The following is an 11,144-nucleotide window of genomic DNA, read 5'->3' on the forward strand; positions in this document are numbered from 1 at the left end:
GGCGAAATTTCCAGTCAAGCGCGACGCGTCTAATTTTTGTACGCAAAAACAGATGCTTACAATAATGGTAAAATAATACCCCACAAATTCTGGATCTGGCAACGCCCCATGCAATGGGCAGAAGCCCTACTTGCACCCTTCGCCCGGGCGGGGCATCAAATGGTGATACCAGAACCCAAGGTCCCTGCCATGCCCGCCATCGGCCCACTTCTGTCCGGTCTTCTTCTTTTTGCATTCGCCACCGCCTCTGGCGCGGGTGTCATACGGAAGATGGTCGAGGTCCACGAGGCGCGGCACGAACTGAAACGCGGATCGGCCGGATTCCTGCGCACCATAGCGGGTTGGTCGATGATCGGTTTCTGGGGGATGGCCGTCTGGTTTGCCGCCACCATCATCGGTGACTGGGGCGCGTCCGGCGATCTGGGCGGTGCCGTGGCGCGGTCCTGGCTGCGGCTGGAGATCCTGCTGCACATCGCAAGCGCCCTGTCGGACTCGGATTCGTGACCGCGCCCCGCACAGACCAGTCGGACCTACGGTGCCCGTCCTGCGGCGGCCAATGTGTCTACGATCCCAATGTGCAAATGTTGCAATGCACCAGTTGCGGCACCACGCAGGGGTTGGAAAGCCCATGGGACAGCGCGGCCAGCGCCGAGACCGATTATCGCGCCGACACGCCCGAAACACTGCCGCCCGACCTGCCCGACATGCGCGCCCACCGCTGTGAAACCTGCGGCGGCGAAGTGGTGTTTACCGGTGCCGCCCTGTCGGACCGGTGCCCCTATTGCGACGGTGCCGTGGTGTTGTCGACCACCGATCACGGTTATCGCACCACTGCGCTGATCCCGTTCCGGGTGCCGGACAAGGCCGCGCAGACCCACGCGCTGGATTGGGTCCAGGGCCGGATCGCGGCCCCGCGTGAGCTATCCGAGACCGTTGAAAAGGCCCGTGTCGCAGGGCTTTACGCGCCGTTCTGGACCTTCGACAGCCATGAGGCCGTCGACTATTGGGCCAGCTACACCACAGGCAGCGGCAAGAACCGCCGCAAGCACCGCACCAGCGGCCAGATGAAGATAGCCTTTGACGACTTGCTGATGCCCGCCAGCCCGCATGTCACCCCGCTGATCCGCGACGGCATCCTGCACCACTTCGACCCGCGCCGCCTGCGCCCCTACCGCGCCGGGTATCTGGCGGGGTTCGCAGCAGAGCGTCATCACCAAAGCGTCGCGCAGGGGCTAGAGGCCAATGAGTCGGACAAACGGCTGCTGATCCGTAACCGTATCAAGGCGCGCATCGACAAGCGCGGCGTTTCGGACATCACCTTCAACACCGACACCTCGGGCATCCGCTATCGCCGCATCCTGCTGCCAGTCTGGATTCTGCACTATCGCTGGAACGATCAACCGATGAAGGTGGTGGTCTCCGGTCTGGACGGGCGCACCTTTGGCGAACGGCCCTTTTGTACGCGCAAACTGACGTACTACGCCGCCGCCGTCAGTCTTGCGATCATCGCATTTGGTCTGCTGTGGGGGGCCGGCGCTGCACCGTGAGCCCGTACACCGTCACAAAACTTTCTTCGCAGATGCAGAAAAAAGGGGTTGATCGACTCAAAGGTCGGTCTTAGGTGGGCCTCACTTTCGGAACCGATCCCAACCCGGACGCCCAGCCACATGCTGGGCTTATGTGTCTTCGGGGGGCGCTAAGGGACCGACTGGAACGCACTACTGGATTGAAGGAGGAATGTCATGAAGGACATCAACCTCTTCCAACTGGGGTACGGTCTGGAGACAGGCGCCCAAGAGGAAGACACCACCCGGGGTCTCGCCCCCGCGAACGATTCCACATCCCCGCGCGACGTGTTCGACGAGGACCGCGATGATCATTTCATCCGTCGCGACGGCAGCGTCTTTGCTGGCACCCATCTCATCATCGAGGTGGTCGACGGGCACGGTCTGGACGATGAGGCGCGCATTCAGCAGGCCTTTCGCGACTGCGTGGACACCTGCGGCGCAACCCTTCTGCACATCCACACGCATAAGTTCAGCCCGCAGGGAGTGAGCGGCGTGGCCGTTTTGGCCGAAAGCCACATCTCGGTCCACACATGGCCGGAAATCGGCTACGGTGCCTTTGACGTCTTCATGTGCGGCGACGCGCAGCCTTGGAAAGCCGTCGACGTTCTGGCCCGCGCGTTTGGCACCGCCGATGTGCGTGTCAAGGAACTCAAGCGCGGCGAAGGCGTGGTGTCAGAGGCTGGCGTCGCGGCCTGATCGCCGCACACGACCTTAACCCCGACCAAGGGCGGCCTGTGCCGCCCTTTTTTCTTGACCCATCCCATTTGAGATGCCCGGCCCGCCTTCTCGTTTCGCGCCCGGGACCCGCAGGAGACCAAAGATGACCGACACGCCCGACTGGATGCGCGAACAGCTGCACGGCCACTACGCCCAAAGCCTGACCGTCGACAAGCTGCTGTACGACAATGAGACCGACCACCAGCGCCTGCGCGTTTTCGAGAACGGCACCTTTGGCCGAGTCCTGACTCTGGACGACGTGATCCAGACCACCGAGGGCGACAATTTCATCTACCACGAGATGCTGACCCATGTGCCGATCCTTGCCCATGGCGCGGCCAAACGCGTCTGCATCGTCGGCGGCGGCGACGGTGGCATGGCGCGTGAAGTGCTGAAACACACATCCGTCGATCATGTCACCATGGTCGAGATTGACGCCGGTGTGGTGGACTTCTCAAAACAATACCTGCCGATGTTGTCGCAGGGCGCCTTTGAAGATCCGCGGTTGGATCTGGTGATCGCCGACGGGGCCGAGTTCATGAAGGTGACTCAAGGCGGCTTTGACGTGATCATCGTCGACAGCACCGACCCGATTGGCCCCGGTGAGGTCCTGTTCACAGACACCTTTTACGGCCACGCGAAACGCGCGCTGACACCCGGCGGCGTCCTCGTCACGCAAAACGGCGTGCCCTTCATGCAGGGCGATGAGCTGACCAACACCATGCGCGCCTTTCAAGCGCTGTTCGCGGACGCCAGCTGTTACATGGCAACGATCCCCACCTACGCGGGCGGCCCGATGGCCTTTGGCTGGGGCACGGACGGCGACGCACGGGCGGTGCCAGTAGAAGTCCTGCAACAACGTTTTTCGGACGCGGGTATCACAACAGACTACTACACGCCCGAGGTTCACAAGGCCGCCTTTGCCCTGCCAAGGTATGTACTGAAACTGATGCCGTGACAGTGGGGGCTCTGCCCCCGCCGCTACGCGACTCCCCCGGAGGTATTTAACCCAAGAAGAAGCCGCGACCCTGCGCTTCTTCTTGGTCAAAATACTCAAATACACCCGCGCAATCCACGCGACGTCACGGCTATGCGCAGGGGGGGCATCGCCTCTATGCTCCGGGCAGCACAGGCAAGAAAGCACTCCCATGTCCGACACAGTCCGCATCACCCGCGATGGCCCAATTGCCGAGGTCATCCTCAACCGCCCGGACAAGCACAACGCCGTCGATCTGTCGGTCTTTGAAGGGCTGGCACAGGCGGGTGAGGATTTGAAACATGCCGACGGACTGCGCGCCGTGATCCTGCGCGGTGAGGGGCCGAATTTCTGCTCTGGCATCGACACTTCGCTGTTCACCGCCAACCCCGATCCCAAGGCTTTGATCGGCAAGATCCTTGAGGTGCCAGACGGCGAGAGTGCCAACATGTTCCAGAAACCCTGCACCGTCTGGCAGGAACTCGACGTGCCGGTCATCGCCGCCCTGACCGGTGTCACCTATGGTGCGGGATTCCAGATCGCTCTAGGGGCGGATATCCGGCTGGCAGCCGCCGACACGCGCATGTCTGTGATGGAGATCACTTGGGGCCTGATCCCCGACATGGGGATCACCACCACCCTGCCCCGCCTGATGCGCGCCGATCAGGCCAAGGAGCTGATCTTTACCGGGCGCGTGGTCGAGGCGGCAGAGGCGGCGCACCTGGGTCTGATCACCCGGATTTGTGACGATCCACTGGCAGAGGCGCGCGCCTTGGCGCAGGCGATCGCGGGCCAGAATCCCGACGCCATTCGCCGTGACAAACGGCTGATCAACGACAGTTGGCTGATGGGCCGGGCGCGCGCGCTGCGGCTGGAGGCAGAATTGCAGGCAGAGGTCATCGGTCAGCCCAACCAGTTGGAGGCGGTCTTTGCCCGCATGCAAAAGCGCGCGCCGAATTTCAGGTAATGCGCTTTAGGTCCGGGCGGGCGGGATCGAATAGGTCAGAGAGGCATGGGCCACTGGCTGGGGTGTGCCCTCGCTGAACAGCAGCACATCGGTCACTGACAAAGCGCGGCCCAGTTTCAGCACGCGCGCCTCGGCCAACAGGTCGACACCCGCCACCGGCTTGCGCATGAAGTCGATGGAACAATGGGTCGTCACCGCCAGCGCCTCTTTGCCGACGAACCCCATCGTGGCCACATAGGCCGCCACATCGGCCAGTGAAAACATCGCCGGGCCTGACACCGTGCCGCCGGGCCGCAGGTGCTTGTCGTCGTTAAACAGCCGCATCACCAGCAGGGTCTCATCCATCCGGTCGATCCCGAACATGCCCTCGACCTGAGGGAAGACCTCATCCAGAAACACTGTCATTTCTTCGGCGGTGATCTTGAGTTCCACGCGCTTTCCTCCTCTGTTGGGTGCAGCTAATCTGGCCCAAACGAGGAGGACAAGATGGAAATCCTGGAACGTCGCGACGCGGGCGGCATCGCCCATCTGCACATGAACGCGCCGGAGCGGTTGAACGCGCTCTCGGATGAGATGCTGGCCGCCCTTCAGGCGCAGATCGATGCGCTGGCAGAGGACCGTGAGACTCGGGTTGTCGTGATCTCTGGCGCGGGCAAGGCGTTTTGCGCGGGCCACGATCTGAAACAAATGCAGGCTGGCCGGCAGGCCGAGGATGGGGGCAAAGCGTATTTCGCCGATCTGTTCGGGCGCTGCGCCAGCGTCATGTCCGGTCTGACCCGCCTGCCCCAGCCTGTCATCGCGCAGGTTCACGGTATCGCCACAGCGGCGGGTTGCCAGATGGTCGCCTCTTGCGATCTGGCCGTTGCGGCAGAGGGCACGCGGTTCGGCGTCAACGGTGTGAATATCGGGCTGTTCTGTTCGACGCCCATGGTGGCCCTGTCGCGCAACATCCCGCGCAAAAAAGCGTTTGAGATGCTGACCACAGGCCGCTTTTTGTCGACCGAAGAGGCCGAGCGCGCCGGGTTGATCAACAAGGCCGTGCCGCATGACCAGTTGGAGGCCGCAACGCAGGAGTTGGCCGAAACGCTGGCGGGCAAGCTGACGGCGGCCGTCAAGATCGGCAAAAGTGCGTTTTACGACCAGATCACCATGGGGCTGGATGAGGCCTATGCCTTTGCCAGCGACGTGATGGTGGAAAACATGCTGTGGCGCGACACGGATGAGGGCATTTCCGCCTTTCTGGAAAAACGCGCGCCGGATTGGGCTGGCAAGTCCGACGGCTGATCCCGATCAAAACGCGTCGCGGGCTTGGCTTTGCCCGCGCGCTCGCCTAGATGCGGGTCATGACAGAGAGATTGCATATCGTCGGCGGCGGAATGGCCGGGTCCGAGGCTGCCTGGCAGGCTGCTGAAATGGGCGTGCAGGTTGTCCTGCACGAGATGCGCCCTAAGGTGAAGACCTTTGCGCATCAGACTGGAAACCTTGGGGAAATGGTCTGTTCGAACTCGTTCCGGTCAGACGATCATGAACAGAATGCCGTGGGCTTGCTGCATTGGGAAATGTTGCAGGCGGGCGGGCTGATCATGCGCACCGCCTATGCCCGGCGCCTGCCCGCCGGTGGCGCACTGGCGGTGGACCGTGAAGGCTTTGCCGAGAGCGTGACAGAGGCACTGAAAACGCATCCCAACATCATGATTTCGCATGAGGAAATCACCGATCTTCCCAGCGATGGCCAGTGGATCTTTGCCACCGGGCCGCTGACGTCTGCCGGATTAGGGGCCGCGATCCAGCAGGAAACCGGGGCCGACCGGCTGGCCTTTTTCGACGCCATCGCGCCGATCGTTTACGCCGAAAGCATCGACATGTCGGTGGCGTGGCGGCAATCGCGCTATGACAAGGGCGAGACCGAGGAAGAGCAGAAGGCCTATCTCAACTGTCCGATGACCAAGGACCAGTACGAGACGTTTATCGACGCCCTTCTGGCCGCCGACAAAACCGAGTTTCATGAGGGTGAGACAGCGGGATATTTCGACGGCTGCCTGCCGATTGAGGTCATGGCAGAGCGCGGGCGCGAGACGCTGCGCTTTGGTCCGATGAAACCCATCGGCCTGACCAATCCGCACCAGCCGGAAAACAAACCTTATGCCGTGGTGCAGCTGCGGCGCGACAATGCGCTGGGCACGCTGTACAACATCGTCGGCTTTCAGACCAAGATGAAGTATGGCGCGCAAGCCGATGTTTTTCGTATGATTCCTGGCCTTCACCATGCCAGCTTCGCGCGTCTGGGCGGCATCCACCGCAACACGTTCCTGAACAGCCCCACGTTGCTGGACAACCAGATGCGCCTGCGGTCCATGCCGAACATCCGTTTTGCCGGGCAGGTTACAGGCGTCGAAGGCTATGTGGAATCCTCTGCGATGGGTCTGATTGCAGGTCGCATGGCTGCGGCGGACATCCTCGGGATTTCGATGCCGACCGTCCCGCAAGATAGCGCCCATGGCGCGTTGATCCATCACATCACCGGCGGTGCCGAGGCCAAGACGTTCCAGCCCATGAACGTAAACTTTGGCCTGTTCCGACCGCTCGAAGGACTGCGCGGGGGCCGCAAGGGGCGTCGCGAGCGCTATAAGGGCTATACCGACCGCGCCAAAGAGGTCTGGACCGACTGGCTGGCGCAACAGGGGGTTGACGGACAGGCCGCAGAGTAGAACGCTGAGGCCATGAGCAACCCGTATTTCGACAAGGTCTACAAGGCGCGCAGCGAGCAGGAAACCCGCGATCTGTATGACGGCTGGGCCGCGACCTATGATCAGGCCGTACAGGACGAAGGCTATGCCACGCCCCGCCGCTGCGCCGAGGCCTTGCACGCCACCCTGGGCGATGCCCAGGCACCCGTTCTGGATTTTGGTTGCGGGACCGGTCTGTCGGGCCTTGCGCTGCGCCTTGCGGGGTTTTCCACCATCGACGGCATCGACCTGTCACCGGGCATGTTGGAGCACGCTCACGAGAAAGACATCTATCGCACCCTGACACGGATTGGTCCTGACGATCCGGTGCCCACCGGCTATGCGGCAGTCGCCGCCATCGGGGTCATCGGTGCCGGGGCCGCGCCTTTGGCAGCATTGGATCGCATCTTTGAGGCGTTGGACCCCGGCGCACAGTGTGTCTTTTCCTTCAACGATCACACACTCGAAGACCCCACTTTCGAGGCGCTGATTGACCGGCGGATCAACGAAGGACAGCTGCGCCAACTGTTCCGTGAACACGGGCCGCACTTGCCGGGAAAGAACATGAACTCAACCGTTTATGCGATTGAAAAAGTGTGACATTCACTACACGTTTTGCGCCATCCCCGACCGGGCCGCTGCATCTGGGCCACGCTTATTCCGCGCTCCTCGCGCATGATTTGGCGCGCGCTGCCGGCGGGCGGTTTCTGTTGCGGATCGAGGATATCGACCGCACCCGCGCCCGTCCCGAATGGGAGCAACAGATATATGATGACCTTACATGGCTGGGCCTGACCTGGGACGCAGAACCGATGCGCCAGTCGGACCGGCAGGACGTCTATCGCGCTGGTTTGCAAGAGCTTTGGTCGCGTGGGCTGCTTTATGGGTGTAGCTGCACACGGCGCGACATTGCCGCCGCCGTGTCTGCCCCGCAAGAGGGCGCGGAACCGCCGCATGGGCCGGACGGGCTGGTCTATCCGGGAACCTGTCGCCACCGCTCTCCGAGAGGCAGCGCAGCCCCCCCTGAGGGCATGGCCCTGCGTCTGGATATGGTGGCAGCGTTGGAGTCCCTGCCGACCCCTCTGGCAGGCTTCACCGAAACCGGCCCATTGGGGGACCTGCCGGGTCGGCACGTGCCTGTCCGGGCAGAGGAATTGACCTCAGGTGTCGGAGATATCGTATTATCCAGAAAGGATTTTCTTGGGTCCTACCATCTGTCGGTTGTGCTGGACGACGCCGCCCAAAAGATCACCCACGTCATTCGCGGCGCAGATCTTTATGACGCCACCCAGATACACATCCTGTTGCAGGCGCTGCTGGGCATTCCAACGCCCACGTACCTGCATCATCGCCTCATCCGGGACGAAGACGGCCGCCGGCTGGCCAAACGGGACGACGCCCGCGCGATCGCCACCTATCGGGCCGAGGGGCTTACCCCCGCCGATATCCGCAGGAAGGTCGGCCTGTAACCCTCTGGAAAATCACCCCTCCATCGGCTTGGATAGCTCGACCTCGTCGCCGTCCCGCACCGCCGTATAGAAACAGGAGCGCCGGTTTGTATGACAGGCCGGTCCGGTCTGCCGGACAAGCGCCAGCAGGCAATCGCGGTCACAATCCACCCGAAAATCAACCAGTTCCTGCACATGCCCCGAGGTTTCGCCCTTAATCCAAAACGCCTGACGCGACCGCGACCAATAGGTCACGCGCCCGGTGTCCAGCGTCTTGGCCACGGCCTCGGCGTTCATCCACGCCATCATCAACACCTCCCCCCCTTCGGCATCCTGCGCGATACAGGGGATCAGGCCGCGAACATCATACTTTAGTGTCGAGGGGTCGAAAGCCATGGGAAAAACCTTTTGCATCAGCGGCAGCGCTGCCTATGTATGGGGAACCCGCAGCAGGAGAAAGCCATGAGTGGCGAAACAGACCTGATCAAGCTGTATTCCGGTCGCATCCTGGAACTGGCCGCAGATATCCCGCACAACACGCGGCTGGAAACCCCACAGGTCAGCGTCAAGAAACGCTCGCCGCTGTGTGGGTCCACCGTGACGGTCGATATCTCGATGCAGGATGGCAAAGTGTCGGACTATGGCCAGGACGTAAAGGCCTGCGCGCTGGGACAGGCAGCGGCATCGGTCGTCGGTGGTGCCATCATCGGACAGACGCCCGAGGCGATCATGGCCGCCCGCGATGCCCTGCGCGCCATGCTCAAGGAAGACGGTCCAACGCCGCCTGCGCCCTTTGACGGGCTTGAGGTGCTGCGCCCGGCGGCGTCGTTCAAGAACCGCCATGCCTCGATCATGTTGGCTCTGGATGCCGCCTGTGAGGCGGTTCAGGAAGCACGGCAAATCCATTCAGCTTAATCATCTGTTTGTCTTGCTGGTTTAAGCAGGACGAAAACAGAGGCAGGCCATGCAGCATTCCACCGATCTGTCCGCTCCCGATCTGGAACGGGAACTAGCGCAACTTACAGAGGCCGCAACCGGCCTTGGCCGCGAAACCGTCGATATCGGCGGCTTTCTTCAGGACCTTGACGACCGTTGCAGTCAGCAGTTGACTGAACTGACACAGGTCGGCGACCAGACCGCCGACCTGTCAGAGGTCAGCGCGCGTATGCATGACGCTGTCCGGAAAATGTCCGACACGGCAGAGGTGACGCTGGCACAGGTTCAGTCCTCCGTCCGGACAATTGGCGAAACCGGGCAGAACTCGCAGGTACTGGCAGAATGGGTGCGCGCGGTCCATGCGGGCAGCGCTGAGGTTGAGGACATGTTGAACGCGGTCCAGACCTCGAACACGCAGATTTCGGACATTGCGTGGCAGGTGCACATCCTCGCCGTAAACGCCAAAATTGAGGCCGCACGCGCAGGACAGGCGGGCAAGGGATTCGCCATCGTCGCCGAGTCGGTTCAGGATCTCAGCCAAAAGACCGCCGATGCCGCCAAAAAGATCGACACGACGGTCGCGCGGTTGGCCGACTGGATGTCGCGTCTCCACAGTGAGGCGCAAACCACCGCGTTGCAGGCGGACTCGGTTCTTGCAAAGGCAGATGACACCGATCGTGCGCTGTCGGAAATCGAACAGGGGATCGGCGCTATGCGCGGCGGCGCGATGGCCTTGTCGGACGAGGCGGCGCAGGCCAAAACGGCCGTTGACCGCACCCGTAGCGCGGTGGACCGGATTTCGGTCTCTGTGTCCAAGGTGGCCGCCGACGTGGATGAGGCGACGCGCCGCTGTTTTACGCTGATCGACACGTCCGAAGGTATCCTGCAACACGCCGTTGCGCTGGGCGGCGATGGCGCGGACGGGCCGATGATCACGCTGGTGCAGGACCTTGCCGGACAGGTCGCGCAGGCCATGACGCAGGCTCTGGAACACGGACGCCTCAGCGAAGCAGACCTGTTCACGCGCACCTATCGCCCGATTGATGGCACCGACCCGCAGCAGGTGCTGGCCCCCTTCACCGGGGTTCTGGACAAGATCCTGCCCCCGATCCAGGAACCGGTTCTGGACCGGGATCGACGGGTCGTCTTTTGCGCCGCGGTGGATACCAATGGCTATCTGCCGACCCACAACCGCAAGTTCTCACAACCGCAGAGCGCTGACCCGGTCTGGAACGCCGCGCACTGCCGCAACAGGCGCATTTTCAATGATCGTGTGGGGCTGAAGGCCGGGCGCAATACAAAACCCTTCCTGTTGCAGGTCTATCGCCGCGACATGGGCGGTGGGGAGTTCGTGATGATGAAGGACCTGTCGGCCCCGATCACCCTGCGCGGTCGGCATTGGGGCGGGTTGAGGCTCGCCTACAGGTTCTAGTCCGGGGGCTCAAAGGCCAAAAAAAACCGCCGCACTCCGGGACAAGGAGGCGGCGGCAAGGAGCGTGTCGATCTGTGGGGCCCGGATCGTGATCGGTTACAGGCAGGAAAACCGAGTTGGGGACAGGTTGTGGCACATCGGGACAGGTGACATGCGACAGATCCGGGCTACAGACACGCAGGCAGAAACTCAGAGAACGGAAGGCAGGTGCAGCGCCCCGAAAAAGATCACCGCAAGAGAGATGACGCCAAGGGCATCCTGCCAGAGCGTTGCGTGCTGGCGGTGCAGGGCGGTCTTGACGGTGTCGATCATGGCGCGTCTCCAATGTTCCGTTTGTTGACCCTTTGTTCTCATATCGTTAACGCGTTGTAAAG

The 11,144-nt window shown here is 62.2% G+C and carries 14 protein-coding genes; 11 read left to right on the forward strand and 3 right to left on the reverse strand.

What is annotated here, in order from left to right; translation table 11 throughout:
- Nucleotides 1–159: 159 nt before the first annotated feature.
- The 5 genes from VOI21_RS06000 (at nucleotide 160) to VOI21_RS06020 (ending at nucleotide 4,228) form a co-directional block, all read left to right on the forward strand.
- On the forward strand, nucleotides 160–504 hold the full coding sequence (locus VOI21_RS06000) for a hypothetical protein (protein ID WP_323768732.1): 345 nt from the start codon (nucleotides 160–162) through the stop codon (nucleotides 502–504).
- Entirely contained in the window at nucleotides 501–1,547 is a 1,047-nt protein-coding gene (locus VOI21_RS06005) for a hypothetical protein (RefSeq protein ID WP_323768734.1), read from the forward strand. Before VOI21_RS06000 ends, VOI21_RS06005 begins: the two co-directional genes overlap by 4 nt.
- Before the next feature lie 195 nt (nucleotides 1,548–1,742).
- Complete coding sequence (speD, locus tag VOI21_RS06010; protein ID WP_323768736.1) at nucleotides 1,743–2,264, forward strand: adenosylmethionine decarboxylase; 522 nt, start codon at nucleotides 1,743–1,745, stop codon at nucleotides 2,262–2,264.
- 124 nt (nucleotides 2,265–2,388) lie between these two features.
- Nucleotides 2,389–3,243 carry a polyamine aminopropyltransferase gene (speE, locus tag VOI21_RS06015; protein ID WP_323768738.1) on the forward strand — a complete coding sequence of 285 codons (855 nt, stop codon included), beginning with the start codon at nucleotides 2,389–2,391 and terminating at the stop codon, nucleotides 3,241–3,243.
- Between the two features lie 190 nt (nucleotides 3,244–3,433).
- Nucleotides 3,434–4,228, forward strand: a complete 795-nt coding sequence (locus tag VOI21_RS06020; protein ID WP_323768740.1) for a crotonase/enoyl-CoA hydratase family protein — start codon at nucleotides 3,434–3,436, stop codon at nucleotides 4,226–4,228.
- 6 nt (nucleotides 4,229–4,234) lie between these two features.
- Here VOI21_RS06020 and VOI21_RS06025 read toward each other — a convergent pair whose 3' ends face one another.
- Entirely contained in the window at nucleotides 4,235–4,633 is a 399-nt protein-coding gene (locus tag VOI21_RS06025; RefSeq protein WP_323769264.1) for a PaaI family thioesterase, read from the reverse strand.
- Between the two features lie 81 nt (nucleotides 4,634–4,714).
- On the opposite strand from VOI21_RS06025, the gene VOI21_RS06030 reads away from it, so the two are divergent.
- From VOI21_RS06030 to gluQRS, 4 genes are read left to right on the forward strand one after another with little or no spacing between them, the layout of a single operon-like run.
- The gene (locus VOI21_RS06030; protein WP_323768742.1) at nucleotides 4,715–5,512 is read left to right on the forward strand and encodes an enoyl-CoA hydratase; all 798 of its coding nucleotides are present in this window, start codon (nucleotides 4,715–4,717) and stop codon (nucleotides 5,510–5,512) included.
- 59 nt (nucleotides 5,513–5,571) lie between these two features.
- On the forward strand, nucleotides 5,572–6,936 hold the full coding sequence (trmFO, locus tag VOI21_RS06035) for a methylenetetrahydrofolate--tRNA-(uracil(54)-C(5))-methyltransferase (FADH(2)-oxidizing) TrmFO (protein WP_323768744.1): 1,365 nt from the start codon (nucleotides 5,572–5,574) through the stop codon (nucleotides 6,934–6,936).
- Between the two features lie 12 nt (nucleotides 6,937–6,948).
- Complete coding sequence (locus VOI21_RS06040; RefSeq protein WP_323768746.1) at nucleotides 6,949–7,554, forward strand: class I SAM-dependent DNA methyltransferase; 606 nt, start codon at nucleotides 6,949–6,951, stop codon at nucleotides 7,552–7,554.
- Nucleotides 7,551–8,423 carry a tRNA glutamyl-Q(34) synthetase GluQRS gene (gluQRS, locus tag VOI21_RS06045; RefSeq protein WP_323768748.1) on the forward strand — a complete coding sequence of 291 codons (873 nt, stop codon included), beginning with the start codon at nucleotides 7,551–7,553 and terminating at the stop codon, nucleotides 8,421–8,423. The genes VOI21_RS06040 and gluQRS overlap by 4 nt, the downstream gene beginning before the upstream one ends.
- 12 nt (nucleotides 8,424–8,435) lie before the next feature.
- Here the strand turns inward: gluQRS and hisI are convergent, their stop codons facing one another.
- Complete coding sequence (gene hisI / locus VOI21_RS06050; RefSeq protein WP_323768750.1) at nucleotides 8,436–8,816, reverse strand: phosphoribosyl-AMP cyclohydrolase; 381 nt, start codon at nucleotides 8,814–8,816, stop codon at nucleotides 8,436–8,438.
- Between the two features lie 48 nt (nucleotides 8,817–8,864).
- On the opposite strand from hisI, the gene VOI21_RS06055 reads away from it, so the two are divergent.
- Together VOI21_RS06055 and VOI21_RS06060 are read left to right on the forward strand one after the other, a co-directional pair.
- The gene (locus VOI21_RS06055; protein WP_323768752.1) at nucleotides 8,865–9,317 is read left to right on the forward strand and encodes an iron-sulfur cluster assembly scaffold protein; all 453 of its coding nucleotides are present in this window, start codon (nucleotides 8,865–8,867) and stop codon (nucleotides 9,315–9,317) included.
- Nucleotides 9,318–9,366: 49 nt separating this feature from the next.
- Nucleotides 9,367–10,770 carry a methyl-accepting chemotaxis protein gene (locus VOI21_RS06060; RefSeq protein WP_323768755.1) on the forward strand — a complete coding sequence of 468 codons (1,404 nt, stop codon included), beginning with the start codon at nucleotides 9,367–9,369 and terminating at the stop codon, nucleotides 10,768–10,770.
- Nucleotides 10,771–10,959: 189 nt separating this feature from the next.
- On the opposite strand, the gene VOI21_RS06065 is transcribed toward VOI21_RS06060, so the two are convergent.
- A complete protein-coding gene (locus VOI21_RS06065) occupies nucleotides 10,960–11,082 on the reverse strand; it encodes a hypothetical protein (protein ID WP_323768757.1) in 123 nt (40 codons plus the stop codon).
- Nucleotides 11,083–11,144: the final 62 nt, after the last annotated feature.

Source organism: Antarctobacter sp. (assembly GCF_034670325.1).
Taxonomy (GTDB): Bacteria; Pseudomonadota; Alphaproteobacteria; order Rhodobacterales; family Rhodobacteraceae; genus Antarctobacter.